Source organism: Eoetvoesiella sp. (assembly GCF_035555955.1).
Lineage (GTDB): Bacteria > Pseudomonadota > Gammaproteobacteria > Burkholderiales > Burkholderiaceae_B > Eoetvoesia.
Genome location: NZ_DATMGA010000062.1, coordinates 1 through 25,277 on the forward strand (window position 1 = coordinate 1; position 25,277 = coordinate 25,277).

Annotated in this window: 24 protein-coding genes; 4 read left to right on the top strand and 20 right to left on the bottom strand. The window is 63.8% G+C overall.

Features of this window, described 5'->3' with window-relative positions:
• The 4 genes from VNT00_RS14195 to ppsA form a co-directional block, all read right to left on the bottom strand.
• A partial coding sequence (locus tag VNT00_RS14195; RefSeq protein ID WP_325588568.1) for an NAD(P)/FAD-dependent oxidoreductase occupies window positions 1–684 on the bottom strand: 684 nt, incomplete at its 3' end.
• Window positions 685–850: 166 nt separating this feature from the next.
• A complete protein-coding gene (locus VNT00_RS14200; protein ID WP_325588570.1) occupies window positions 851–1,153 on the bottom strand; it encodes a helix-turn-helix domain-containing protein in 303 nt (100 codons plus the stop codon).
• A complete protein-coding gene (locus VNT00_RS14205) occupies window positions 1,137–1,520 on the bottom strand; it encodes a type II toxin-antitoxin system RelE/ParE family toxin (RefSeq protein WP_325588572.1) in 384 nt (127 codons plus the stop codon). Before VNT00_RS14205 ends, VNT00_RS14200 begins: the two co-directional genes overlap by 17 nt.
• Window positions 1,521–2,043: 523 nt before the next feature.
• Entirely contained in the window at window positions 2,044–4,413 is a 2,370-nt protein-coding gene (gene ppsA, locus VNT00_RS14210; protein ID WP_325588574.1) for a phosphoenolpyruvate synthase, read from the bottom strand.
• Between the two features lie 203 nt (window positions 4,414–4,616).
• Here ppsA and ppsR point away from each other — a divergent pair, with 203 nt between their 5' ends.
• Entirely contained in the window at window positions 4,617–5,450 is an 834-nt protein-coding gene (ppsR, locus tag VNT00_RS14215; protein ID WP_325588575.1) for a posphoenolpyruvate synthetase regulatory kinase/phosphorylase PpsR, read from the top strand.
• Here the strand turns inward: ppsR and VNT00_RS14220 are convergent.
• The 16 genes from VNT00_RS14220 to rpsB all read right to left on the bottom strand — a co-directional run bounded on the left by VNT00_RS14220 (window position 5,431) and on the right by rpsB (window position 20,934).
• Window positions 5,431–6,210 (bottom strand): TrmH family RNA methyltransferase, encoded by a 780-nt coding sequence (locus VNT00_RS14220; RefSeq protein WP_325588576.1) that lies wholly within the window; start codon window positions 6,208–6,210, stop codon window positions 5,431–5,433. The two genes, ppsR and VNT00_RS14220, sit on opposite strands and share 20 nt — an antisense overlap.
• Window positions 6,207–6,824: a ribonuclease HII gene (rnhB, locus tag VNT00_RS14225; RefSeq protein WP_325588578.1), complete on the bottom strand. Its 618-nt coding sequence runs from the start codon at window positions 6,822–6,824 to the stop codon at window positions 6,207–6,209. The genes VNT00_RS14220 and rnhB overlap by 4 nt, the downstream gene beginning before the upstream one ends.
• A complete protein-coding gene (gene lpxB / locus VNT00_RS14230) occupies window positions 6,811–7,992 on the bottom strand; it encodes a lipid-A-disaccharide synthase (RefSeq protein WP_325588580.1) in 1,182 nt (393 codons plus the stop codon). Before lpxB ends, rnhB begins: the two co-directional genes overlap by 14 nt.
• Window positions 7,989–8,783: an acyl-ACP--UDP-N-acetylglucosamine O-acyltransferase gene (gene lpxA, locus VNT00_RS14235; RefSeq protein ID WP_325588582.1), complete on the bottom strand. Its 795-nt coding sequence runs from the start codon at window positions 8,781–8,783 to the stop codon at window positions 7,989–7,991. The genes lpxB and lpxA overlap by 4 nt, the downstream gene beginning before the upstream one ends.
• Entirely contained in the window at window positions 8,783–9,235 is a 453-nt protein-coding gene (fabZ, locus tag VNT00_RS14240; protein ID WP_325588584.1) for a 3-hydroxyacyl-ACP dehydratase FabZ, read from the bottom strand. Before fabZ ends, lpxA begins: the two co-directional genes overlap by 1 nt.
• A gap of 46 nt (window positions 9,236–9,281) precedes the next feature.
• On the bottom strand, window positions 9,282–10,373 hold the full coding sequence (gene lpxD / locus VNT00_RS14245; protein WP_325588586.1) for a UDP-3-O-(3-hydroxymyristoyl)glucosamine N-acyltransferase: 1,092 nt from the start codon (window positions 10,371–10,373) through the stop codon (window positions 9,282–9,284).
• A gap of 6 nt (window positions 10,374–10,379) precedes the next feature.
• The gene (locus VNT00_RS14250) at window positions 10,380–10,937 is read right to left on the bottom strand and encodes an OmpH/Skp family outer membrane protein (protein WP_325588588.1); all 558 of its coding nucleotides are present in this window, start codon (window positions 10,935–10,937) and stop codon (window positions 10,380–10,382) included.
• A 63-nt stretch (window positions 10,938–11,000) separates the two neighbouring features.
• On the bottom strand, window positions 11,001–13,337 hold the full coding sequence (bamA, locus tag VNT00_RS14255; protein WP_325588590.1) for an outer membrane protein assembly factor BamA: 2,337 nt from the start codon (window positions 13,335–13,337) through the stop codon (window positions 11,001–11,003).
• Window positions 13,338–13,390: 53 nt separating this feature from the next.
• Entirely contained in the window at window positions 13,391–14,722 is a 1,332-nt protein-coding gene (rseP, locus tag VNT00_RS14260) for an RIP metalloprotease RseP (protein WP_325588592.1), read from the bottom strand.
• A gap of 192 nt (window positions 14,723–14,914) precedes the next feature.
• Window positions 14,915–16,117 carry a 1-deoxy-D-xylulose-5-phosphate reductoisomerase gene (locus tag VNT00_RS14265; RefSeq protein WP_325588594.1) on the bottom strand — a complete coding sequence of 401 codons (1,203 nt, stop codon included), beginning with the start codon at window positions 16,115–16,117 and terminating at the stop codon, window positions 14,915–14,917.
• A complete protein-coding gene (locus tag VNT00_RS14270; protein ID WP_325588596.1) occupies window positions 16,114–16,977 on the bottom strand; it encodes a phosphatidate cytidylyltransferase in 864 nt (287 codons plus the stop codon). Before VNT00_RS14270 ends, VNT00_RS14265 begins: the two co-directional genes overlap by 4 nt.
• Before the next feature lie 18 nt (window positions 16,978–16,995).
• Complete coding sequence (gene uppS, locus VNT00_RS14275) at window positions 16,996–17,763, bottom strand: polyprenyl diphosphate synthase (protein ID WP_325588598.1); 768 nt, start codon at window positions 17,761–17,763, stop codon at window positions 16,996–16,998.
• Between the two features lie 28 nt (window positions 17,764–17,791).
• Complete coding sequence (gene frr, locus VNT00_RS14280) at window positions 17,792–18,352, bottom strand: ribosome recycling factor (protein ID WP_325588600.1); 561 nt, start codon at window positions 18,350–18,352, stop codon at window positions 17,792–17,794.
• Between the two features lie 13 nt (window positions 18,353–18,365).
• Window positions 18,366–19,082: a UMP kinase gene (gene pyrH, locus VNT00_RS14285; RefSeq protein WP_325588602.1), complete on the bottom strand. Its 717-nt coding sequence runs from the start codon at window positions 19,080–19,082 to the stop codon at window positions 18,366–18,368.
• Window positions 19,083–19,178: 96 nt separating this feature from the next.
• Window positions 19,179–20,057: a translation elongation factor Ts gene (tsf, locus tag VNT00_RS14290; protein WP_325588604.1), complete on the bottom strand. Its 879-nt coding sequence runs from the start codon at window positions 20,055–20,057 to the stop codon at window positions 19,179–19,181.
• A gap of 124 nt (window positions 20,058–20,181) precedes the next feature.
• Window positions 20,182–20,934, bottom strand: a complete 753-nt coding sequence (gene rpsB, locus VNT00_RS14295) for a 30S ribosomal protein S2 (RefSeq protein ID WP_325588606.1) — start codon at window positions 20,932–20,934, stop codon at window positions 20,182–20,184.
• A 235-nt stretch (window positions 20,935–21,169) separates the two neighbouring features.
• Between rpsB and map the strand changes: the two genes are divergently transcribed.
• The 3 genes from map to VNT00_RS14310 all read left to right on the top strand — a co-directional run bounded on the left by map (window position 21,170) and on the right by VNT00_RS14310 (window position 25,197).
• Complete coding sequence (gene map, locus VNT00_RS14300; RefSeq protein ID WP_325588608.1) at window positions 21,170–21,982, top strand: type I methionyl aminopeptidase; 813 nt, start codon at window positions 21,170–21,172, stop codon at window positions 21,980–21,982.
• Window positions 21,983–22,012: 30 nt separating this feature from the next.
• Window positions 22,013–24,622, top strand: a complete 2,610-nt coding sequence (locus tag VNT00_RS14305; protein ID WP_325588610.1) for a [protein-PII] uridylyltransferase — start codon at window positions 22,013–22,015, stop codon at window positions 24,620–24,622.
• Window positions 24,623–24,717: 95 nt separating this feature from the next.
• On the top strand, window positions 24,718–25,197 hold the full coding sequence (locus tag VNT00_RS14310) for a disulfide bond formation protein B (RefSeq protein WP_325588612.1): 480 nt from the start codon (window positions 24,718–24,720) through the stop codon (window positions 25,195–25,197).
• The last annotated feature ends 80 nt before the right edge of the window (window positions 25,198–25,277 follow it).

The window sequence follows — 25,277 nt, forward strand, 5'->3', positions numbered from 1 at the left end:
CGAGACCTTTTCAGGCAAGGCCGCCAAAATGCGGGGGGCGCCTTCCAGCAGGGTTATACGCACGTCCGTTGCCGGATCAAGATGCGTCAAGCCGTAGTAAGCCACGTTCTTGCATGACTCGACCAGCTCCGCGGCCAGCTCGACGCCGGTTGCGCCGCCGCCCACGATGGCGATATGCACGACACGGGCGGAACCCGAAGGCTGATCCCGATGCACCATGACCAGCGCCCGCAGCAACTGCTGGCGAAAGCGCTCGGCCTGCTCGGTGGAATCCAGCGCAATGGCGTATTCCTGCGTGCCGGGAGTATCAAAAAAATTGGACTTGCTGCCCAGGGCCAGCACCAGCGTGTCGTAGGGAATGTCCCGGGCGGGAAAGATCTCGCGGTCCTCGAACAGCACCGGAGCAAGATGCACGGTGCGCGCCGCGCGATCCACCTGCCGAACCTCCCCTAGAACGAAGGTAAAGCCGCAGTCCTTGGCCAGCATCGGATAGGACAGGCCCTCGCGGTGGATGTCCAGCGTGCCGGCGGCCACTTCGTGCAGCGACGGCTTCCAGATATGGGAGCCCGCCTTGTCGATCAGGAATATTCTGCTAGGGCCGAACTTGCGGCCCAGCTTGGCGGCCAGTTCGAGCCCGCCCGCGCCGCCGCCGGCAATGACAATACGATGGGTTTCGCTAGACATATGACGCACATCCCCGTATTCGTTGAAACCGCGAGAACCGCCATTCCGGGCGTCGGCCGCCCTTGTTCCTGGCAGTATAAGGGCAAAAACGCGGCTGGCGGCTTCAAGGTGTTATGAGCTGAAAGGGTCGATGCGCGTAGCCAATGTCTATCTTCCTCGGCAGGCATCAGATAATGGCCTGTATGCCCTTGTCGGCAATGACGTTCAGCAGCTTGAGCGCCGGGCCGGTGGGATGGGTTTCGCCTTGCTCCCATTTGCGCACGGTCGATGCCGTGGTATGCAGATGAAGCGCAAACACCGGCTGGCTGAACTTCAAGTCTTCCCGCAGCCGCTTGATGTCGGCCGCGTCGAACTCCCGAACTGGCGGCGGACAAATTGCGTCAAACTCGCGCATCGTCACCTTGCCGATGGCTCCTGCCCCGTGGAGCGCCGCCAGGTCGCCGCGCAGTGATTCAATGATCTTGCTCACAATGCACCTCCAGTAAAACGGCAGCCTGCAATGCTTTCGACAAGGCTTCGGCGGACAGTTCCAAGAACACCTTGCCGGCGAATTGCAGCGCCTTCTTCTCATTCTGCGTGATGTTCGCCTTGTCGCTCTTGGGGAACCCATGCAGGAACACATAACGGCTACCTATTCTGGCCGAAAGCAACGTGCGATAGCCGCCGCTTTTGCCACCGCCGGGACGGGCTACCCGCTTCTTGTATAGGGAGCCACCCAAGTCCGCGTCGATCAGACCGCTTTCCATCTCCTGAACCGCCTTGCACAAGGCAGCTTCGGGCAGCTTCTCAGTCGCCTGCCATCGCGCAAAGTCCTTGCGCTTGAGGATGCGCGTCATATCGACCTCCAAACTATACCCGTATCGGGTACATTTTTCAATCCCTCGCCGTGGAGCGGCCTCGGAAAGGGCAGTACGCCCGATTGTCGTGTATGAACATAGTGCATAAACATCGCCACAGTCTTGTGGCCTGTGAGCTTCATGTCCACCTTGAATTGCAGGCGGATCGCCAGCGGAATGACGTAGTTCTCCAGCCCCTCGGGCTATATGTTGAGCTCGCCTTCCAGGTCGAAGCCAGTGTAAACACTTGAGTCGAAAATGCTCTAAGTGCAGTACTGGGGTCATCGTGAAACAAAAAAAGCCCCCACGCTTCGCCACTACGTGGCTTGCTGCCCCCCAAGGGGGCGCTTTTTGCCTTGGGGCGGCCCGGCGGCAGGGAAAAGCCCCCACGCTGCGCCGCTGACGCGGCTTGCTGCCCCCCGTGGGGGTACTTTTTTGCCTTGGGGCGGCCCGGCGGCAAAAAAAACGCCCCCGGGGAATATCCCCCGGGGGCGTTTATGCGCTTGTGCGTCGATGAGCAGGCTTAGTTCGCCTTGGCCAGGCGCTGCCAGGTGTCGACCACCGTGTCCGGGTTGAGCGACATGGACAGGATGCCCTGGTCGCGCAGCCATTCGGCCAGATCGGGATGGTCGCTGGGGCCCTGGCCGCAGATGCCGACATACTTGCCGGCGACCAGGCACGCCTTGATGGCGCGGTTCAGCATGAACTTGACCGCGTCGTCGCGCTCGTCGAAATCGGCGGCCAAAAGTTCCATGCCCGAGTCCCGGTCCAGGCCCAGGGTAAGCTGGGTCATGTCGTTCGAGCCGATGGAGAAGCCGTCGAAATACTCCAGGAACTGCTCGGCCAGGATGGCGTTGGAAGGCACCTCGCACATCATGATAAGGCGCAGGCCGTTTTCGCCGCGCGCCAGGCCATGCTTGGCCAGCAGCGCCACAACCCGGGACGCTTGCGGCAAGGTGCGCACGAACGGGATCATGATTTCGACGTTGGTCAGGCCCATTTCATCGCGAACCTTCTTGAGCGCCTCGCATTCCATGCGGAAGCATTCTTCGAATTCGCTGGAAATGTAGCGCGACGCGCCGCGGAAGCCCAGCATGGGGTTTTCTTCTTCAGGCTCGTAGCGCGAACCGCCCACCAGCTTGCGGTATTCGTTGGACTTGAAGTCGGACATGCGCACGATGACGGGCTTGGGATAGAAAGCCGCGGCGATGGTGGCAATGCCCTCGGCCAGCTTCTCGACGAAGAAGGCGCGCGGGCTGGCATAGCCGCGCGCAGCCGACTCGACCGCCTTCTTGAGCTCGCTGTCGACATTGGGATAGTCGAGAACGGCCTTGGGGTGCACGTTGATGTTGTTGTTGATGATGAACTCGAGGCGGGCCAGGCCGACGCCGGCGTTGGGGATCTGCGAAAAGTCGAAAGCCAGCTGCGGGTTGCCCACGTTCATCATGACCTTCAGGCCGATCTCGGGCATTTCGCCCCAGTGCACTTCCTCGATCTCGGTTTCGATGAGACCGTCGTAGATGCGGCCTTCGTCGCCCTCGGCGCACGACACCGTGACCTCGCGGCCATCGGCCAGGACGTCGGTGGCGCTGGCGCAGCCCACGACAGCGGGAATGCCCAACTCGCGCGCGATGATGGCCGCGTGGCAGGTACGCCCGCCGCGGTTGGTGACGATGGCCGAAGCCAGCTTCATGACGGGTTCCCAATTGGGGTCGGTCATGTCGGTGACCAGGATGTCGCCGGCCTTGACCTGATCCATTTCGGAGATATCGGCCACGACGCGAACCGTGCCCGAGCCGATTTTTTGCCCGATGGCGCGGCCCGTGACCAGGACTTCGCCGGTGGCCTTGAGGCGGTAGCGTTCCTGCACGTCGCTCTGCGCGGCCTGCGATTTGACCGTTTCGGGGCGGGCCTGAAGGATGTAGATCTTGCCGTCGACGCCATCGCGGCCCCATTCGATGTCCATGGGACGCTGGTAGTGCTTTTCGATGATGACCGCGTAGCGGGCCAGCTCGATGACCTCTTCGTCGGTCAGCGAATAGCGGTTGCGCTCGGACACGGGAACGTCCACGGTGCGCACCGCCACGCCGCCCGTGCGGGCGGGGTCGAATTCCATCTTGATGAGCTTGGAGCCGATGCGGCGGCTGATGATGGGATAGTGGCCGGCTGCGAGCGTGGGCTTAAAGACGTAGAACTCGTCGGGATTGACCGCGCCCTGCACCACGGTTTCGCCCAGGCCGTACGACGACGTGATGAACACGACGTCGTCGAAGCCCGATTCGGTGTCCAGCGTGAACATGACGCCGGCGCTGCCCTTGTCGGAGCGAACCATGCGCTGGATGCCCGCCGATAAGGCGACTTCAGCGTGCGCAAAGCCTTTGTGCACGCGATACGAGATGGCCCGGTCGTTGTACAGCGAGGCGAACACGTGGCGAACCTTGTCCAGCACGTCGTCGATGCCGACGACGTTGAGAAAGGTTTCCTGCTGGCCCGCGAAGGAGGCGTCGGGCAGGTCTTCGGCAGTAGCCGACGAGCGCACGGCGAACGAGCCCTTGCCGTCGGCGTCGAGCTCGGCGAACGCCTTGCGGATGGCCTGCTCGAACTCGGCGGGGAACGGCGTGTCGATCATCCATTGGCGGATTTCGGCGCCGGCGACCGCCAGTTCGCGCACGTCGTCGGGGTCGAGGCGGCTGAGACGCTCGTCGATGCGCTTGTCGAGCCCCGTGACACTGAGAAAATCGCGAAAAGCCTCGGCTGTGGTAGCAAAGCCGCCTGGAACCCGGACTCCGGCCCCAGCCAGCTGGCTGATCATTTCACCGAGTGACGCATTTTTCCCTCCTACCGAGTCAACGTCCGTCATGCGGAGCTGCTCGAAAGATACTACATAAGACATAAGTCACCTTTAACACTATAGAAGAAAGCTTGTTTGCTTATCGCATAGCGGTTTGCACGGGCGCCATACGCCTGCCACACGCCGGGCATCATGCATTTGCCCTACAATCTACGCACTAACCAAACCAGCCTTGTCTGCCATAAAAGGCGACCGCCAATTGTTAATTGTACCGTTTCCGGCCTCTTTCTGCGCCACTACCGCCCATGACATCTTCCCCGCTTGAACGTACCGTATTCGTCGTCTCCGACAGCACCGGCATCACCGCCGAAACCTTCAGCCACTCGGTCCTCTCGCAGTTCGACGAAGCCAAATTCAGATCCATACGCGTGCCGTTCATCGACAGCACCGAAAAAGCCGATGAAGTCGTCAATCGGATCAACCGCTGCGCCCTCGAGGAAAAACAGCCGCCCCTGGTATTCAGCACCCTGGTCGACCCGGCGATCGCGCTGCGCGTGCGCCATGCCAACTGCACCTTCCTGGACCTGTTCGGCACCTTCATCAAGCCCGTCGAAGAAGCCCTGGGCATGAAATCCAACCACTCCATCGGCCGCTCGCATTCGGTGGGCTTGTCCAAGCAATACAACAACCGCATCGAGGCCATCAATTTCAGCCTGTCGCACGACGACGGGCAGTTCGTGCACGGCCTGCGCCAGGCCGACGTCATCCTGGTGGGAGTATCGCGCTGCGGCAAGACACCCACCAGCCTGTACCTGGCCATGCAGTACGCCATCAAGGCCGCCAATTTCCCCCTCATTCCCGAAGACTTCCAGCGCGGCACCCTGCCCGCCACGCTGGCCCCCTACCGCAACAAATTGTTCGGCCTATCCATCCAGCCCACGCGCCTGGCCGAGGTCCGCAACGAACGCCGCCCCAACAGCGAATACTCGTCACTCAAGCAATGCCGCTACGAAGTGGCCGAAGCCGAACGCCTGATGCGCATGGAGGGCATACCGTGGCTCTCCACCACCACCCGCTCCATCGAGGAAATCTCCACCAAGGTGCTGGAGGAAGTCGGGCTCAACCGCCAGGCTTACTGAAGCGGCGCCGCTGTTCGAACAGGCAGATCGCCGCGGCCACCGCGGCGTTCAGCGACTCCACGCCGGGCTCTTGCGGAATGTACACGCGCATGTCCGCCAGCGCCAGCAACTCGGGGGCCACACCTTGCCCCTCGTTGCCGATCAGCCAGGCGCAACGCGCGGGCAGATCGGCCTCGTACAGCGGCACTGCCCGTTCAAGCGCGGTGGCCACCAGGGGCACGTCCAGCCGGCTGCCAAGGCCGGAAAGGTCGGCGTGCTCGTGCAGGGTCATGGCGAAATGCGCGCCCTGGGCGCTGCGCAAGACCTTGGGCGACCAGGCCGAAGCGCAGCCTGTGGAAAGATAAGCCTCGGCAATGCCTGCCGCGGCCGCTGTGCGCAGCAAGGTGCCCATATTGCCCGGATCCTGGACACGGTCGAGCCACAGGCAGTTGGCGGCAATACGCGCCGGCATATCGGTTTCGGGCACGCGCACGACAAAGTAGACGCCCTGGCCGTGGCCCACCTGGGACAGGCCGCCCGCCAGCGCCGGCTCGCACGATACGCAGTCCTCCGGCGGTACGGCACGAGCCAGATCGGCCAGCTCGCCGCCCTGCTCCAGCCTGCGGGCGTCGAACAGCGCCAGCTCGGGCTGGCCTTTATGCCGCAGCCATTCCTGGCAAAGATGGACGCCCTCCAGAAGGGCCTGGCCGTCGCGCGGGCCGCGCGCAAGCCGCTGCAGATGCCTGTAGGCCGGATTGTCGCGCGAGCTGATGTGCTTCACGAACCCTCCCTCTCCAGCAGCCGGCGCACCGGGGCGAAGCTGCGCCGATGCGCGGGGCAAGGCCCGTACAGACGCAAGCGCTCCATATGCAGGACCGTGCCATAGCCTTTGTGCTGGTCGAAGGCGTATTGGGGATACAGACCATGCAGAACGCCGCAGTCGGCGTCGCGCGCCGTCTTGGCCAGGATGGAGGCGGCGGAAATCGCCGCGACCTTGGAGTCGCCCTTGACGATGGCCTGAGCCGGGCAGGCCAGCCCCTTGGGAATGCGGTTGCCGTCGATGAGGGCCTGGACGGGAACCGTCGACAGCCCCTCGCAGGCGCGGCGCATGGCCAGCATGGTGGCCTGCAATATGTTGAGGCTGTCGATTTCCTCGACGCTGGCGCTGGCTATGCACCACGCCAGGGCATGCTCGCGGATTTCCACGGCCAAGCGCTCGCGGCGTGCCGCTGTAAGGGTCTTGGAATCCGCCAGCCCGGCAATGGGCCGCTCGGGGTTCAAAATGACGGCCGCCGTAAAGACAGGCCCCGCCAGGGGACCCCGGCCAGCCTCGTCGACCCCCGCCACGAAGGGCGTGGACGCGCTTGCGGCTTCGAAAAGGTCAGCCTGCTCCATGTTCCGCCTGCCTGATGATGGCCTCGGCCGCCAACGCCGGCGTATCGCGCAGCAATGTCTGGTGCAATTGGGTAAAGCGCTGCTCGACGTCGGCCGCATGATCGGCGTCGGTCAGCGCCCGCCATGAGGCTTCGGCCAGTTTTTCGGGGGTGGCCTCGTCCTGCAGCAGCTCGGGCACGGCAAAGTCGCTCAACAAAATATTGGGCAATCCCACCCAGGGCAAGGTGGGCTTTTCCTGGCCGGACTTCCAGGCCATCAGGCGGCGCATGGCCGGCGAAAGCACATAGGAAATGACCATGGGCCGCTTGAACAGCGCGGCTTCCAGCGTGGCCGTGCCGCTGGCCACCAGCACCGCGTCGGCGGCCTCCATGGCGTCCCAGGCGGCGGGACGGTTCGCCGCGGAAGACTGTTCGAGAATGCGCAGGTTCGCCACCGGATACTGTTGCAGCCACGCCTGGAATTCGTTGCGGCGCGCGGCGCTGACCATGGGCGCCAGCACCTGCAAGCCGGGGTCCTGCTTCTGCAGGCGCTGCACGGCCTGCAAAAAACGCGGCGCCAGCAGCTTGATCTCCGAAGCGCGGCTGCCCGGCATCAGGGCCAGGATGCGCGCCGAGGCGTCCAGCCCCAGCCGGCGCCGCACCGCCTTGCGGTCGGGCTGCATGGGGATGACCTGCGCCAAAGGATGGCCTACGTAGGTGACCGGCACGCCTTCCTTCTGGTAGATGGCTTCCTCGAAAGGGAACAGCACCAGCATGTGCGACACCGCCGCCCGTATCTTGTGGATGCGCTCGTAGCGCCAGGCCCAGATGGAGGGGCCCACGAAATGCACGGTGGGAATGCCGGCCTGCCGTAGCTGCAGTTCCAGCCGCAGATTGAAGTCGGGGGCGTCCACGCCCACGAACACGTTGGGCGGATTGCGGAGCCAGCGCCTTTTTACGTCGAGATAGGTATGGACGAGCCTGGGCAGGCTTTTCAGCGCATCGACATAGCCGAATACCGTCAGAGCGTTCATGGGATGCCAGATCTGGAAGCCCTGCTCCTGCATGGCCGGCCCCCCTATCCCCTGGCAACCGGCCGCTTCGCTGCGCTCGGCGATGCCCTTGATGACCCGCGCCGCCAGCAGGTCGCCCGAGGGCTCGCCGGCGACCATGCCGATGCGCAGGCTCATGGCCGGGAAATACCCCGGGTCGAGGCGGCGAGGAAATCGACGTAGACCTGCAGCGCATCGCGCGCGGCCGGCTGCTGAGCCTGCAGCGTGATGATTTCCTGGCAGGCCTGTTCGACGGTGAGCTTGCGGCGATAGATGAGCTTGTAGGCTTCCTTGAGCGCGGCCACGACGTCCGCATCGAAGCCGCGCCGGCCCAGGCCTTCGGAATTGATGCCAACGGGCCGGAAGGGGTCGCCGGCGCCGATGACGTACGGCGGAATGTCCTGCCGGATGGAGCTGGTGCCGCCCACCATGGTGTGGGCGCCAATGCGCACGAACTGATGAACCGCGGTGGAGCCGCCGATGATGGCGTAGTCGTCGATATGGATATGGCCGGCCAGCTGCACGTTATTGGCAATGACGGTGTGGCTGGCGACCTGGCAATCGTGGGCGATGTGCACATAGGCCATGATCCAGTTGTCGTCGCGCACCCGGGTCACGCCCACGTCCTGCGCGGTGCCGGTATTGATGGTGACGTATTCGCGCACCATGTTGCCGTCGCCGATTTCCAGGCGGGTAGGCTCGCCGCCGTATTTTTTGTCCTGCGGCATGCCGCCGATGGAGCAAAAGCGGTAGAAGGTATTGCCGCGGCCTATAGTGGTATGGCCGTCGATGACGCAATGGGGCCCGACCACGGTGTCATCGCCGATGCTGACGTTTTCACCGATGATGCTGTAGGGGCCCACCGTTACGCCCGCCGCCAGCTTGGCCCCGGGCGCCACGATGGCCGTGGCGTGGATGGATCCTGGCATCAGTCTTCCATGACGCGAATCGCGCACATTAATTTGGCGGCCGCCACCTCTTTGCCATCGACGAGGGCCGTGCCCGTGTACTTGCAGATGCTGCGGCTTATGCGGTCGGCCGTGACTTCGAGGCGCAGCTGGTCGCCCGGCACCACCGGGCGGCGGAAGCGCGCGTCGTCGACGCCGACCAGGTAGTAGGCGATTTTTTTGTCGGCCGGATTGACCTCGGGATTGCCTTCGAACGAAAACAGCGCGGCCGCCTGGGCCATGGCCTCGATGATGAGAACGCCCGGCATGACCGGATGATGCGGGAAGTGCCCCTCGAAGAAAGGCTCGTTCATTGATACGTTTTTCAGGGCCACGATGCTTTTGCCGGGCACCATTTCGAGGACTCGATCCACCAGCAGCATCGGATAGCGATGAGGCAGGCGCGCCATGATTTCTTTTATGTCGAGTTCCATGTTCTATATCCTACGAGCACCTATGCGTGCAATGATTGATTTCAAATTAGTCTTTTGGCTGCTCGAGCGCCCTCAGCCGCTTGCGCAACTGCGCCAGCTGCGAGATCACTGCCGCGTTGCGCTGCCATTGCACGTGCTCGGCATACGGATACACGCCGGTATACCTGCCCGGTGCTTCAACATTCGAAGTAATGGCGGTTCCCCCCGAAACGTGGACGTCATCGCCCAGCACCAGGTGGCCGGAGATCATGGACGCGCCGCCTATGGTGCAGCGCTTGCCGATGGCGGTCGAACCCGCTATGCCCACACACGCGGCGATTGCCGTGTGATCGCCTATCTGGACGTTGTGGGCCACCATGATCTGGTTGTCGAGCTTTACCCCGTTGCCGATGCAGGTGTCGTCGAGCGCGCCCCGGTCTATGGTGGTGTTGGCGCCCACCTCGACGTCGTCGCCCAGGGCAACACCGCCCAACTGGGCGATTTTAGCCCAGCCGCCGTTCGGACGCGGGTCGGGGGCGAAGCCGAAGCCATCGGCTCCCAAGACGCATCCGCTATGCAGGATGGCCCGGTCGCCCACGGAAACGCCATGGTAAAGCGTGACCCGGGCATGCAGCAGGCAATCGCGCCCGAGCACGGAATTTGCGCCAACGATGCAGCCGGCTCCAAGCCGCGTACCCTCGCCTATGCGCACACCGGCCTCGATGACGCAATGCGGGCCTATGCTTACGCCCGCCGCCAGTTCGGCATCGGCGGAGACGACCGCGCTGGGATGGATGCCGGGTTCGAGGCTGTTGATCCGGTGCTGGTCGAACCACTGCGCCAGCAAGGCATACATAAGATACGGCTGGCTGCACAGCACCGCCCGGAAAGCGACCGGCTGGCCTTGCAGGGGCTGATACGCTTCGGGCGTCAGGATGACGGCGGCCGCCCGGCACTGGGCCAACTGGCCGGCCAGCCGGGGATTGGACAAGAAACTGATTTCATCCGGGCCCGCCAGAAGCAAAGAGCCCAGCCCCCGGATCCGGGGTTCGGGCTCGTTCGACTCTGTAACAAGCCGGTTGTCCAGACCCGCCGTATTGGCATCCCGCAGCAAATCTTGCAGCGTGGGTGCCTGATCGGGCGCTAACAACACCGGCATATGCAGTTAGCCGCCCAGGGCTTTCATCACTTGGTCGGTGATATCGACCCGCGGGCTTACCGTGACGGCGTCCTGGATGATGAGGTCGTAGCCTTGCTGCTCGGCGATCTTCTTGATGGCCGCGTCGGCCTTTTCGACGATGCCCGAGAACTCTTCGTTGCGGCGGCGGTTGAAGTCTTCCTGGAATTCGCGGCGCTTGCGCTGCAAATCGGAATCCATGTCGGCAAGCTTGCGCTGGCGCTTGACGCGTTCGGACTCGGACAGCACGGGCGCGTCTTTGTCGAACTTCTGGGCCTGGGCGCGCAAGTTGTTGGACAGGGTTTGAAGTTCTTCGTCGCGGCGCTTGAATTCGGCTTCGATCTTGGCTTGGGCAGCCTTGGCGGGTTTGGAATCGCGCAGGATGCGTTCTGTGCTCACGAAGCCGATTTTGGTGGCCTGGGCCTGGACGGCGGGAGCCGCCACGACAGACATTGCCCCCAACGCCGCAGCCAATACCACGGCACGATTGCCACGGGCGACGCTACGGCTTAAAGCTGAAAGTTTTAATGCGATTTGAGACTTCATGAAAAATCTACCTTGCAAATAAGCAGAGATAAAAAAAGCTATTGTGCCACTAAATGCCCAACATCAGAAACCGGTGCCGATCTGGAACTGGAACGCCTGCTTGTCGTCGCCTTCCTTGGCATTGAGCGCGCGGCCGAAGGACAGCTCGAGCGGCCCCATGGGCGACTGCCACGACAGGCCGATACCGGCCGAATAGCGCCAGCCGCAAGGATCGACGACCGCATGGTTGATGCCGTCCATGCAGCTCAGGCCGTTGCCGGCCGCGACCTGGCCGATATCGCCGAACACGAACCAGCGCAGGGTCTTGTCGCGCGAGGTGCCGGGGAAAGGCAGATACAGCTGCACGGTGCCGACGATGCGCCGCGCGCCGCCCAGGTAGTCGCCGGTGGCCGTGTCGCGCGGGCCCAGCGAAGCGCCTTCGTAGCCGCGCACCGATCCGATACCGCCGCCGTAGACGTTCTTGATGATGGGGAAAGGCTTGCCGCCGTACGAGCGCGCCCAATCGACCGTGCCGTTCAGGGCCAGCGTGAAATTGCGGCCCAGCGGCACGAAGAACTGCTGCTGCCCGCTGAGCTTGTAGTAGCGCAGATCCATGGTGGAGATATCGCCCGAAAGACGCGTATAGCTGCCCTTGGTGGGCGCCAGCGCGCTGTCGCGGGTGTCCTTGGACCAGCCCACATTGAAGATGACGGCGTTGGTAGTGCGTCCGTATTCGTTGACGAAGTCGGTATAGGCCTGCGGCGGCGTATACAGGTCGATGGTGTTGTGCTCGTAGCTGACGCCCGTGAACACGCGGTCGTACTCGGAAATGGGCACGCCGAAGTTCAGCCCGCCGCCCAGGGCCGTGACGCGGTAGTCGCCCTGGTCGTCGCTGCTGGTCTGGTAAGGCGTCGTGCGGCGGTAGTACAGCGAGGTGGTCTTGCTGATGCCGTCTTTGGTCCAGTACGGATCGGTGTGCGCCAGCACCGCGGCGCGGTTGGTCTTGCTGGTGTTGACCTGCAGCGACAGGCTTTGGCCGCTGCCGAAGATGTTGTCCTGGCTGATGCCGGCCGACAGGATGACCTTGTCGGTGGAGCCGTAGCCCACGCCCAGGTTGATGAGGCCGGTGGGCTTTTCCTTGACGTCGACGTTGACGTCGATTTGGTCGCTGGAGCCAGGCACGGGCTCGGTGGTGACGTTGACGTCGGTAAAGTAGCCGAGGCGGTCGATGCGGTCGCGCGATTTCTTGATGCTGCCGGCATCGTACCAGGCCGATTCGTTCTGCAGCATTTCGCGGCGCACGACCTGGTCGCGCGTACGCGTGTTGCCGCCGATCTGGATGCGGCGCACATAGACCCGGCGGCCCGGATCCACGTAGAAGGTCAGGTCGGTTTCGTGCTTTTCACGGTCGAGCACCGGGTTGGGGTTGACGTTGGCGAACGCATAGCCCAGGCCGCCCAGGTAATCGGTGATGGCTTTGACCGTGGCGTTGCTTTTCGCCGCCGAGAAGGTTTCGCCGGCCTTGACCTGGATGAGCTTCTGGATTTTATCGTCCAGCCCCAGCAGGTCGCCCGCCAGCTTGACGCTGCGCACCTTGTAGGGCTGGCCTTCGTGGATGGTGAAGGTAATGTAGATGCTTTCGCGGTCGGGCGAAATGGACACCTGGGGAGGTTCGGACGAGAACTCGAGGTAGCCGCGGTCGAGGTAGAACGAGCGGATGCGCTCGACATCGCCTTCGAGCTTTTCGCGCGAATATTTGTCGGTGCCCGTATACCAGGTCATCATGCCCGAGGTGGTCAGCTCGAGCTCGTCTTCGAGGGTGCTTTGCGAGAACGCCTTGTTGCCCACGAAGTTGATTTGCTTGATGGTGGAGACTTCGCCTTCGAAGATGTCGAAGCTGACCCCGACCCGGTTGCGCGGCAGCGGCGTAATGATGGGGTTGATTTCGACCCCGTACTTGCCCTTGGACAAGTACTGCTGTTTAAGCTGGAACACCGCCTGTTCGAGCATGGCCTGGTCGAACACCCGGCCCGGGCCGAAACCCACGCCGCTAAGGGATTTGTTGAGCGCCGTGGCGTCGAACGCGCGCATGCCGTTGAACGAGACCGAGGCGATGGTGGGACGCTCTTTCACGGTGACCACCAGCACGTCGTTGGTCGTGTCGATCTTGACGTCGCTGAAAAAGCCCGTGGCGTAAAGGCGCTGGATGGCCTCGGCCGCCTGCGCGTCGGTGAACTGCTCGCCCACCTTGACCGGCAAGTAGTTGAACACCGTACCGGCGTCCACACGCTGGATGCCGTCGACACGGATGTCCTTCACCACGAAGGGAGAAAATGCGCTGGCGATGCCCGGCGCAAGCAGCGCCGCCAAAACCATGGGCAAAGCACGCTTCAAAAAAGGGAGTTTCCGGCGCAGCGACATCCTAGAGGATCCTTAGTCGATCAAATGGTGAGGGATTGTAAGGCAGAAAGCCATTAACTGAAAAGGCGGGTGAAGTCATTGAAGAACGCAAGCCCCATGAGTGCCGCCAACAAGCCAAGCCCCACCCGCTGGCCGGTTTCGAGCCATTGTTCCGGCACGGGTTTGCCCCTTGCGATTTCCAGAACGTAGTACATGAGATGGCCGCCGTCGAGCATGGGAATGGGCAATAAATTCAAGACTCCGATACTAACACTGATCAAGGCCAAAAAGCCTATGTAGGCGGCAAGGCCGATGCGGGCGGTTTGCCCGGCGTAGTCCGCGATGGTGACCGGGCCGCTGATATTGCGCACCGAAACCGAGCCCGTGGCCATGCGGCCCATCATTTTCAGAGAGAACCATGCCGTTTCGAAGGTGCGGGAAACGCCGCGCCACAGGCTGTCGAATATTCCGTAACGCACCGTTACCATAGGAAAATCCGCGCCCAGCATGACGCCAATGCGCCCCACCTTTTCGTTGCCCGAGATTTCGGCCTGCGGCACCACGGTCAGCGTAATGGGCGCCCCCTGGCGCAGGACGGTCAGCGCGACGGGCTGGCCGGCGTGCGCCTGGATTTCCTTGACCAGGGCGCCGGCGCCGGGGTTTTGCAGCGTGTCGGCCGCGACGATGACATCGCCCACGGTCAGGCCGGCCCGGGCGCCGGCGCCATCGGGGACGACTTGCTCGACCCGCGGCCGAGGCGAAGCCAGGACCAGGCCCGCCTTGGCCATGGGATCGGCCCCGTCGGGTTCGGGCGCCACCGCTTGCAGCACCAGGGTTCGGGTGTGCACCGCGCCGCCGGGCCCTTGGACCTGCACGGCCACCTTGCCGCCCGATGTCAGCGCATCCAGGAGGTTCCAGCGGGCATCGCCCCACGAGCGGATATCGGTGCCGCCGATGCGGATGATGCGTTCGCCTTGCTGGAAGCCCGCCTGGGCTGCCGCGGTGCTGGGCGCCGGCGCGGCGATGACGGCCGCCGGCTCTTGCGTGCCGGCCAGATTGAGCAAGGTGTAAAGCAAGGCGGCCAGCACGAAATTGGCGATGGGGCCGGCGGCGACGATCAGGAACCTGCGGCCTACGCTTTTGCGGTTGAACGCCTGCGCCGCCTCGGCCTGGCTGGCCCCCGGCATGGGGTCGTCCAGCATCTTGACGTAACCGCCCAGGGGGATGGCGGAAAGCGCCCATTCGGTGCCCTGCCGGTCGACGCGGCGCGCAATGACCTTGCCGAAGCCGACCGAGAAACGCAGAACCTTGACGCCACATCGCCGGGCCACCCAGTAATGGCCCAGTTCGTGGAACGTGATGAGCAGCCCGAGGGCCACCGCAAAGGCAAGCAAGGTGTAAAGCATGAAACTCCCGGACACGGCCCCGCGCAGCCGCTATAAAACCCTGTGACAAAAACCCGCAAGCAGGCGGGTGGATGCTCGCCGCATATTGTACTAGCACCGGAGACACGGGCGAAGAAAAACGCCCTGTCCGCAGTCAAGGATTCAGGGGCCCCGCCATGCACCGCGAGCCACGGCACGAACCGGCCGATACGATCAGAGCGCGGCCTGGCAGAACTCCTCGGCGACGCGGCGCGCGCGCGCATCGAGATCGAGCACGTCGCCCAGCGAGGCGAGCTCCGGCACGGCCTGGCCCACCAGGCGGTCGAGGCAGCCCTCGATGACTCGGGCGATCTGGGTGAAGCGGATGCGTTCATCCAGGAAACGGGCGACCGCGATTTCGTTGGCGGCGTTCAAGGCGATGCAGGCGGGCTGCCCCGCCTCCAGCGCATCGAACGACAGCTTGAGACAGGGAAAACGCCGCAGGTCGGGCTCTTCGAAATCGAGCCGGCCCAGGGCCGCCAGCCCCAGCAGGCCGACGCCGCTTTCGATTCTTTCGGGAAAGCCCAGGCCATAGGCGATGGGCGTGCGCATGTCGGGCTGGCCGAGCTGGGCCAGGATGGAGCCGTCTTCGTACTCGACCATGGAATGCACCATGCTTTGCGGGTGGATGACGACCTGGATGCGCTGCAGGGGCATGGCGAACAGCCAGTGGGCCTCGATGACTTCCAGGCCTTTGTTGAGCATGGTTGCCGAATCCACCGAGATTTTTCGCCCCATGCGCCAGTTGGGATGGGCGCAGGCCTGGTCCGGGGTAACGTTGGGCAAGGTATCGAGACCCACCGTGCGGAACGGCCCGCCCGAGGCCGTCAGCAGCAGGCGCCGCACACCTTTGGCGGGCTTCGCCAGGGCTTCGGCCCGCCCGGTCTGGGGCAGGCATTGGAAAATGGCATTGTGCTCGCTGTCGATGGGCAGGAGCTCGGCGCCGTTCTCGCGGACCGTGCGCATGAACAGGCTGCCGGCCGCCACCAGGGCTTCCTTGTTGGCCAGCAATATGCGCTTGCCGGCGCGCGCCGCCGCCAGCGCCGCGGGCAGGCCAGCCGCGCCGACGATGGCGGCCATGACCGTCGTCACTTCCGGATCGGCGGCAGTCTGCTCCAGCGCCCTGGCCCCCACCCGCAGCTCCGGCGCGGGCCGTCCCGCGGGCCAGGCCTGGGCGAAACGCCGGGCGGCTTCGTCATCGGGCACGACCACCACCGGCGCACCCGACTCCCACGCCTGCGCGGCCAGTTTTTCGATGCGGCTGAACGCGCTGAGCGCGTACACCGACATGCGTTCAGGATGGCGGGCGATGACGTCCAGTGTGTTTTCGCCGATGGAGCCGGTGGCTCCCAGCACGCAAATTCGTTGATGCTTCATGACATGAATATTCCGGACAGCAGCAAGGCCACCGGCGCCACCGGCAGCAAGGCATCGATACGATCGTACACCCCGCCGTGCCCGGGCAACAGCTGGCTGGAGTCTTTGACGCCGGCCCGGCGCTTGAGCAGCGATTCGAACAGATCGCCGACGATCGACAGCGCTGCCAGCAAAACGGAGATGGCGGCAACCGCCCACCAGGGCCAGCGGTCCGCCAGGACGGCGCCGAAGCTGCCCGGCCACCAGGCGCTGGCCAGCACCCACGCCACGGCCGCCACGACGCCTCCCACCGCGCCTTCCCAGGTCTTGCCGGGGCTGACGCGCGGCGCCAGCTTGCGGCGGCCAAACGCCCTGCCGGTGAAGTAGGCAGCGATATCGGCGCACCAGATAAGAGCCAGCAGCGACACCAGGAACCACGAGCCCTGCGCAAGATAAAGCTGAACCAGGGCCACCCAGGCCGCCACAACGGCCAGCACCCCGAACAGGCTGAGCCATGTGCTGCCCGCGCGGCCCTGCGCGTCACCGCGCATGACCAGGGCTGTGGCGCCGACCACCCAGACTGCCGCGACGGCCGGCACGAGCCAGCTTCCCAGCCAGCCGGACAGGCTCAGCACCAGCGAAGACGAGGTTTCGTCCAGCCACGGCACGGCCAGCGCCAGCGCGAACACAAAAAACAGCAGGCCCGCCAGTGCCGGGCCCACAACGGATTTGCCGGGCCAGGTAAGCCGCAGCCACTCCCACAAGGCGCAGGCGGCGGCCAGAGTCAGCAACAACACCAGAGGCCACGGGGACGGCGCAAGCAGCGCCCCGAGCAGCACCGCAAGCAGGATAATCGCGGTAACGACGCGCTGAGCCAGCATAGGAAGCTCCGTTGGTGGTTATTGCTTGGACTGGGCCAATTGGGCGCTGGTGCGGCCGAACCGGCGCTCGCGGCCACGATACCACTCGAAGGCCTCGTCGATTTCGCGGGCGCCGAAATCGGGCCAGTAGCCGTCGGTGAAATACAGCTCGGTGTAGGCAAGCTGCCAGATCAAAAAATTGGAGACGCGCTGTTCGCCGCCGGTGCGGATGAACAGGTCGGGCTCGGGCGCCCACGACATGGAAAGGTGAGCGCTGAGCGCCTTTTCGTCGATCTTCTGGGGCGTCGCGGCGAGCTCGGGATTGGCGGCGAGCAGGCTGCGCATGGCCTGCAGAATGTCCCAGCGCCCGCCGTAATTGGCGGCGATGGTCAGGTTGAGCGCGCTGTTGCGCTCGGTGCGCTGTTCGGCGGCTCGGATGAGGTCCTGCAGCTTGGGCTCGAATGCCGACAGATCGCCCACGACCCTCAGGCGCACGCCCTGCTCGTCGAGCTTGTCGACCTCTTTTTCAAGGGTCTGGACGAACAGCCGCATGAGCAGCGAGACCTCGTCCTCGGGCCGGCGCCAGTTTTCGGAACTGAAGGCAAACAGCGTCAGGTATTGAACCCCCCGCTTGCCGCAGGCCTCGACCACCCGGCGCACCGCCTGCACGCCCCGGGCGTGCCCTGCCGCGCGCGGCAGGAAGCGCTTGGTCGCCCAGCGTCCGTTGCCGTCCATGATGACGGCGAGGTGCCTGGGCACGTCGGCGCTTTGGGGGATGCCTAGGGTCGAGCTGGTTGAAGTGGCCATAGCAGTGGTGTCGGAACGGGCGCGTGGCCTATACCGTCATGATCTCGGCTTCTTTCTGGGCCACCAGCTTGTCGATTTCGAGCACGCTTTTGTCGGTGAGCTTTTGCACGTCGTCCTGGGCGCGGCGCTCGTCGTCCTCGGAAATTTCCTTGTCCTTGACCAGTTTTTTAAGCGCGTCGTTGGCGTCCCGGCGCAGGTTGCGTACCGCCACTTTGGTGTCCTCGCCCTCGCTGCGCACCACCTTGGTGAGATCGCGGCGGCGCTCTTCGGTAAGGGCAGGCATGGGGACGCGAATGTTGTCGCCCATGGAAACTGGGTTCAGGCCCAGGTCGGAATCGCGGATCGCCTTTTCGACCGGACCCACCATGTTCTTTTCGTAGGGCTGCACGCTGAGCGTGCGCGCGTCGACGACGTTGACGTTGGCGACCTGCCCTACGGGCACGGGCGAACCATAGTACTCGACCAGCACGTGATCGAGGATGCCGCCATGGGCGCGGCCGGTACGGATTTTGGCCAGATTGGTCTTGAGCGCGTCGATGCTTTTCGCCATGCGCTCTTCAGCGGATTTCTTGACCTCTGAAAGACTCATTGTTATTCCTTTATCAAACGTGAACCAGGGTGCCTTCGTCTTCGCCCGACACCACGCGCTTGAGCGCGCCGGGCTTGTTGATGGAAAACACCTTGATCGGCAATTTCTGGTCGCGGCACAGCGCAAACGCCGTGGCGTCCATGACTTCGAGGCGCCGCACGATGGCCTCGTCGAAACTGATGCGAGCGTAACGGGTGGCGGAGGGATCCTTGTTGGGATCCGCGCTGTAGATGCCGTCGACCTTGGTGGCCTTGAGCACGATTTCGGCGCCGATTTCGGCCCCGCGCAAGGCGGCCGCCGTATCCGTCGTGAAGAACGGGTTGCCGGTGCCCGCCGCGAACACCACGACCTTGCCCTCTTCGAGGTAGCGCAGCGCCTTGGGCCGGATATAGGGCTCGACGACCTGATCGATGTTCAGGGCCGACTGCACCCGGGTATCGACGCCGCGATGCTTTAGAGCGTCCTGCAGGGCCAGCGCGTTCATGATGGTGGCCATCATGCCCATGTAATCGGCCGTGGCGCGGTCCATGCCCTGGGCGCCCGGCGCCACGCCCCGGAAAATATTGCCGCCGCCGATCACGATAGCCAGCTCGACACCTTGCGCAGAGACTTCCGCGATGTCTTCGGTCATGCGTAGAATTGTGGAACGGTTGATCCCAAATGCGTCTTCGCCCATCAGCGCTTCGCCGGAAAGCTTGAGAAGAACGCGTTTGTACGATCTGGAGGTCATGGATAGCATCCCGAGTGATAAACCAACGAAAGTGTAAGCCAAGGCCGGGTTGAGCGCACTGCCCACCCGGCCCTGTATTTTGCCCGAAACGAGGTTTTAGGCGTTGCCGGCGGCTGCGGCGGCCACTTCGGCGGCGAAGTCTTCGGACTTCTTCTCGATGCCTTCACCCACGACATACAGCGCGAAACGCTGAATGGCGGCGCCCTTTTCCTTGAGCATCTGTTCAACGCTTTGCTTGTCGTTCTTGACGAAAGGCTGGGACAGCAACGTGACTTCCTTCAGGAACTTCTGCACGGAGCCTTCGACCATCTTGGCGACGATCTCGGCGGGCTTGCCGGATTCGGCGGCCTTTTGCTCGGCCACGGAACGCTCGGTGGCGATGGCGGCGGCATCCACGCCCGCGGCGTCGATGGCGCGCGGCTTGGTGGCGGCGATATGCATGGCCAGGTCCTTGCCGATTTCGTCGGGACCGCTGAACTCGACCAGCACGCCGATGCGCCCGCCGTGCACGTAGCTGGCAAGCTTGTTGGCGGTTTGCATGCGCTCGAAGCGGCGCACGGCGATGTTTTCGCCGATCTTGCCGACCAGGGCGGAGCGCGTCGTTTCGACGGTGCCTTCACCGAAGGGCAGCTCGTTCAGGGCAGCCACGTCGGCGGGGTTCTTTTCGGCGATCAGTTGGGCCAGTTGATTGATGAACGAGACGAAATCGTCGTTCTTGGCCACGAAGTCGGTTTCGCAATTGACTTCGACCACGGCGCCCGTCTGGGAGTCGGCAGCGATGTACAGGCCGACCAGACCTTCGGCGGTAACGCGGCTGGCCGCCTTGCTGGCCTTGTTGCCCAGCTTGACGCGCAGCAGTTCTTCAGCGCGAGCCATGTCGCCGTCGGCTTCGGTAAGCGCTTTCTTGCATTCCATCATGGGCGCGTCGGTCTTTTCGCGCAGTTCCTTGACCATCGCAGCAGTAATTTGAGCCACAGTTTTCTCCAGTATGTAAAACACGCCCCGGTCGGGCCGGGGCTGGGGCAAGCTAAACAGAGCAGGCGCGCCCGCAACAGCGGCGCGTCAACCCGCGGCCGGGCGCGCGCCCGGCTTGATGCGCTTACTCGCCGCGCTCTTCGTCGACCTCGACGAACTCTTCGCCGCCTTCGGCGATTTCTTCGACCAGGCCGTTAAGGTTTTGCTCGCGGCCTTCCAGAACGGCGTCGGCCATGCCGCGCGCATACAGCGCAATGGCCTTGGCCGAGTCGTCGTTGCCGGGGATGACGTATTCGACGCCATCGGGCGAGTGGTTGGTATCGACCACGGCCACGACGGGGATGCCCAGCGTGTTGGCTTCGGCAACCGCAATCTTGTGATAGCCGACATCGATGATGAACAGTGCGTCAGGCAGAGTGTTCATGTCTTTGATGCCGCCGATGGACTTGTTGAGCTTGGCCAGTTCGCGTTCGAACATGAGCGCTTCTTTCTTGCTCATGCTTTCGGTGGCGCCTTCGGCTTGCTGGGCTTCCATTTCCTTGAGGCGCTTGACCGAGCTCTTGACCGTCTTGAAGTTGGTCATCATGCCGCCCAGCCAGCGGCTGTCGACGTAAGGCATGCCGCAGCGTGCGGCTTCCTGGGCGACCAGCTCGCGCGCCGCGCGCTTGGTGCCGACGAACAGGACCGAGCCTCCGCGCGCGGCAACCTGGCGCACGAACTTGGCGGCTTCCTGGTATTTGGCAACGGTTTGCTCGAGGTTGACGATGTGAATCTTGTTGCGCTGGCCGAAGATGTATTGCGACATCTTGGGGTTCCAGTAACGGGTTTGGTGGCCAAAGTGCACACCGGCTTCCAGCATTTCACGCATTAAAGACATAGTATTCTCCAAGGGTTGGGTCTTGCGCCAGGCCTGCATCCGGGAAAAGGCGGCACGATGGGCTTACAATGAACCCAGCAACGTGACGCCCCGCCCCGAACACCCTATAGGTGGCTGGCGCGCGATTTGGCTTTTCCTGTTTTTTGGCTTTTCTTGTTTCTTGCCGAAATTTTCTTGCCGAAATTCAGGAAAGCCTATAATTCTACTATCTTTATCCCATACTATTCAAGTCGAAATGAGCAACCTCGTCACCGATCCCGCAGACCTGGACAAAATGCGCGCCGCCTGCCAGGCCGCGGCCCAAACCCTGGACTTCCTCGAACCGCACGTCAAGGCCGGCATTACCACCGGCGAACTCGACCGGCTGTGCATGGACTTCATCACCAACGAGCTCAACGTCAAGTCCGCCACCGTGGGCTACGCCCCTCCAGGCTACCCGCCTTTCCCGGCCTCCATCTGCACCTCCATCAACCACGTCATCTGCCACGGCATCCCGGGCGACAAGGTCCTCAAGAACGGCGACATCATGAACATCGACGTCACCGTCATCAAGGACGGCTGGTTCGGCGACACCAGCCGCATGTACTGCATCGGCGAACCCTCCATCCTGGCCAAGCGCCTGGTGCAGACCACCTACGACTGCATGTGGATGGGCATCGAAAAGGTACGGCCGGGCGCAACCCTGGGCGACATCGGCCACGTCATCCAGAAGCACGCCGAAGGCCAGGGCTTTTCCGTCGTGCGCGAATACTGCGGCCACGGCGTGGGCCGCAAGTTCCACCAGGATCCCCAGGTGCTGCACTACGGCAAGCCCGGCACCGGCGTCAAGCTGCAGCCCGGCATGATCTTTACCATCGAACCCATGCTCAACGCCGGCCGCAAGGAAATCCGCCAACTGGCCGACGGCTGGACCATCGTCACCCGCGACCACAGCCTGTCGGCGCAGTGGGAGCACAGCATCCTGGTTACCGACACCGGCTACGAAGTGCTGACCATTTCCCCGGGCATGCCTGCCGCTCCGGCATTCATCCAGGCCGCAGCAGCCTAGGGCCGCCAACACACTGCCAAGGAGATCGCGTTGGGGCTGGAACTGGCTGAACGCAAGGCGCCCCTCGCCGCAACCGAGCTCAAAGCCCGATTCCAGCAGCGGCGTCAGGAAGCCATAGACAGCTATCGCCGGCAGCTGCGGCCCGAAGCCCTGCTGGCCGCGCTGCGGCGCGCCGCCGACCAGGCGCTGCGCGACGCCATCCGGCTCCACCCTTTACCCGAAGGCGCCACCCTGGCGGCGGTGGGCGGCTATGGCCGGGGCGAGCTCTATCCCTATTCGGACATCGACGTCCTGATCCTGCTGCCGCACGAACCCTCTCCCGCCGACGCCGAGAAGCTGGAAACCCTGGTTGCCGCACTATGGGACCTGGGGCTGGATCTGGGCCACAGCGTGCGCACCATCGCCGACTGCCGGCGCGAAGCCGCCAACGACATCACGGTTGAAACCGCCCTGATGGAAGTGCGCTGGCTGGCGGGCGACAAGCTCCAACTGCAGGAACTGGCGGACATCATGCATACCCAGCAGGATGCCCAGACCTTCTTCCAGGCCAAGCGCGCAGAGATGCAGCAGCGCCATACCCGCCAGGGAGAAACCCCCTACGCGCTGGAACCCAACTGCAAGGAATCCCCGGGCGGGCTGCGCGACCTGATGGTGCTGCTGTGGGTTTGCCAGGCGGCCGGCATAGGCCGGTCCTGGAGTGAAATCGGCAAGACGCAATTGCTGACCGCCACCGAATACCGTGCCCTGCGGCGCGCCGAGCTGGCCTTCAAGCGCCTGCGCATCGAGCTGCACCTGCTTACCGGGCGGCGCGAGGATCGCCTGCTGTTCGACCTGCAACCCGCGCTGGCCGCGCTGTACGGCTTCGAAGCCACCAGGACCCGCCGGCCCAGCGAGCTGCTGATGCAGCGCTACTACTGGGCCGCGCGCGTGGTCAGCCAGCTCAATACCATATTGATGCAGGCGGTCGAGGAAAAGCTGTTTCCGCGGCCCGACGACGAAGCCGAAAACATCGACGACGACTTCTGCGTCGTGCACGGACGCCTGGACATCACCCGCGACGACGCCTTCGAGCGCAAGCCTACCCTGCTGCTGCGCGCCTTCCTGGTCATGCAGGAAAGGCCCTCGCTGACCGGCATGTCGGCGCGCGTCATGCGGGCCATGTGGCACGCCCGCAAGCTCATCGACGCGCAGTTCCGCCGGAACCCGGTCAACCGCTATCTGTTCATGCAGATACTGCAGCAGCCGCGCGGCATCGTCCACGCCCTGCGGCGCATGACCATGCTGAACATCCTGCCGCGCTATCTGCCCGAGTTCCGCAAGATCGTGGGCCAAATGCAGCACGATCTGTTCCATGCCTACACGGTAGACCAGCACACATTGCGCGTCATACGCAATCTGCGCCGCTTCACCATGCCCGAACACGCCCAGGAATTCCCCCTGGCCAGCCAGCTCGTCGCCGACATGGACCGGCACTGGGTGCTTTATGTCGCCGCGCTTTACCATGATATTGCCAAAGGCCGCGGCGGCGACCATTCGGAGCTTGGCGCGCGCGACGCCCGCCGCTTCTGCAAGAACCACAACATGGATCCCGCCGACGCCGACCTGGTCGAGTTCCTGGTGCGCCAGCATCTGACCATGTCGCAATACGCCCAGAAGCGCGATCTCAGCGACCCGGCCGTCATCCACGAATTCGCCCAGATCGTGCAGAGCGAGCGCAGGCTGACCGCGCTATACCTGCTGACCGTGGCCGACATTCGCGGCACCAGCCCCAAGGTGTGGAACTCCTGGAAGGGCAAGCTGCTGGAAGATCTGTACCGCCTGGCCCTGGAGGCGCTGGGCGGCTCCAGGCCCGACACCGGCACGGTGCTGGCGCAGCGCAAGGCGGCGGCCGCCGCCGAAATACGCCGCCTGGGCCTGCGCGACGAAAGCCGGGATGCATTCTGGTCGCAACTGGACGTGGCGTATTTCCTGCGCCACGAGGCGTCCGAAATCGCCTGGCACACCCGCCACCTGTACTACCGGGTCAATACCACCGAGCCGGTCGTCAAGGCGCGCGTCCTGGGCCAGAACGAAGGCCTGCAGATCATGGTCTACGTTCCCGACCGCAACGATCTGTTCGTGACCATCTGCCGCTATCTGGGACAGCGCTCGTTAAGCATCCAGGACGCGCGTATCCATACCACCCGCCACGGCTGGGCGCTGGACAGCTTCATCGTGCTGCTGCCGGCGCACGACAAGGACTACCGTACGCAGGCCTCGCTGCTCGAGCACGACCTGGTCCAGTATCTGGCCCGCCCCGCCCCGCCCGAAGCCTCGCCTCCCCGCTATGCCAATATACGCAGCCAGGCGTCGCGCCGCTCGCGCGTTTTTCCCGTCGTGCCCAACGTCGAGCTGCAGCCGGACGAAAACGGCCGCTCCTGGCGCCTGGCCATCGCCGCGTCCGACCGCCCGGGATTGCTGTATAGTCTGGCCCAGGTTTTCGAGCAGCACGCCATCAACCTCAAAATGGCCAAGATCATGACCCTGGGCGACCGGGTCGAAGATGTCTTCATCGTGGAAGGCGAAGCGCTGGAACACCCCCGCACCCAATTGCAGTTCGAACGCGCCGTCCTGGCCAAGCTGGACGAAACCGGTATTTAGAACAGCATGGCGGTATCCATATTGAGTGAACGCACAGACCGCACAGACCAATCGACCATCACCCGCAACAGCCACCTTCATCGCTAAGCCGCCATATGCCTCTCGCCTCTACCCGCCTCCTGAACCTCATCGCCCTGCTCTGCGTCGCCGCCGTCGCCGTCGCGCTCGTCTCGCAGCATGTATTCGGCCTGCGGCCCTGCGCCTGGTGCGTGCTGCAGCGCCTGATTTACCTGGCAATCGCCGTGGTGTGCTGGCTGGGCGTACTGCTGGCGCGCTTTTCCGCCCTGCGCCAGTTGGCCAGCGCGGTCGCGGCCGCGCTGGGCATCGGCGGCATGATGGCCGCCTGGTACCAATACAACGTAGCGGCCAAGATGTTCTCTTGCGACCAGACCTTTGCCGACCGCTTCATGGTTCATTCCGGGCTGGACGCCCATCTGCCCTGGCTGTTCGGCATTTTCGCCAGCTGCATGGATGCCCGGGTGCATGTGCTGGGCGTGGAGTATTCCATATGGAGTCTGATGCTGTTCGCAGTGCTGGCCCTCATGAGCCTGATCGCCCTGGCCAAGCGGCGCTGACGCTGGCCATACGGCATGCCCGTCCCCTTCGGCCGGGCTGCCATGTGGCACGAAAACCACAACCGCGCCGACGGGTCCGC

Coding starts and splice junctions, on each gene's coding strand:
- VNT00_RS14205 (WP_325588572.1), bottom strand. CDS start 1,520: ATGACGCGCATCCTCAAGCGCAAGGACTTTGCGCGATGGCAGGCGACT.
- ppsA (WP_325588574.1), bottom strand. CDS start 4,413: ATGTCTTATGTAGTATCTTTCGAGCAGCTCCGCATGACGGACGTTGAC.
- ppsR (WP_325588575.1), top strand. CDS start 4,617: ATGACATCTTCCCCGCTTGAACGTACCGTATTCGTCGTCTCCGACAGC.
- rnhB (WP_325588578.1), bottom strand. CDS start 6,824: ATGGAGCAGGCTGACCTTTTCGAAGCCGCAAGCGCGTCCACGCCCTTC.
- lpxB (WP_325588580.1), bottom strand. CDS start 7,992: ATGAGCCTGCGCATCGGCATGGTCGCCGGCGAGCCCTCGGGCGACCTG.
- lpxA (WP_325588582.1), bottom strand. CDS start 8,783: ATGCCAGGATCCATCCACGCCACGGCCATCGTGGCGCCCGGGGCCAAG.
- fabZ (WP_325588584.1), bottom strand. CDS start 9,235: ATGGAACTCGACATAAAAGAAATCATGGCGCGCCTGCCTCATCGCTAT.
- lpxD (WP_325588586.1), bottom strand. CDS start 10,373: ATGCCGGTGTTGTTAGCGCCCGATCAGGCACCCACGCTGCAAGATTTG.
- VNT00_RS14250 (WP_325588588.1), bottom strand. CDS start 10,937: ATGAAGTCTCAAATCGCATTAAAACTTTCAGCTTTAAGCCGTAGCGTC.
- bamA (WP_325588590.1), bottom strand. CDS start 13,337: ATGTCGCTGCGCCGGAAACTCCCTTTTTTGAAGCGTGCTTTGCCCATG.
- rseP (WP_325588592.1), bottom strand. CDS start 14,722: ATGCTTTACACCTTGCTTGCCTTTGCGGTGGCCCTCGGGCTGCTCATC.
- VNT00_RS14265 (WP_325588594.1), bottom strand. CDS start 16,117: ATGAAGCATCAACGAATTTGCGTGCTGGGAGCCACCGGCTCCATCGGC.
- VNT00_RS14270 (WP_325588596.1), bottom strand. CDS start 16,977: ATGCTGGCTCAGCGCGTCGTTACCGCGATTATCCTGCTTGCGGTGCTG.
- uppS (WP_325588598.1), bottom strand. CDS start 17,763: ATGGCCACTTCAACCAGCTCGACCCTAGGCATCCCCCAAAGCGCCGAC.
- frr (WP_325588600.1), bottom strand. CDS start 18,352: ATGAGTCTTTCAGAGGTCAAGAAATCCGCTGAAGAGCGCATGGCGAAA.
- pyrH (WP_325588602.1), bottom strand. CDS start 19,082: ATGACCTCCAGATCGTACAAACGCGTTCTTCTCAAGCTTTCCGGCGAA.
- rpsB (WP_325588606.1), bottom strand. CDS start 20,934: ATGTCTTTAATGCGTGAAATGCTGGAAGCCGGTGTGCACTTTGGCCAC.
- map (WP_325588608.1), top strand. CDS start 21,170: ATGAGCAACCTCGTCACCGATCCCGCAGACCTGGACAAAATGCGCGCC.
- VNT00_RS14310 (WP_325588612.1), top strand. CDS start 24,718: ATGCCTCTCGCCTCTACCCGCCTCCTGAACCTCATCGCCCTGCTCTGC.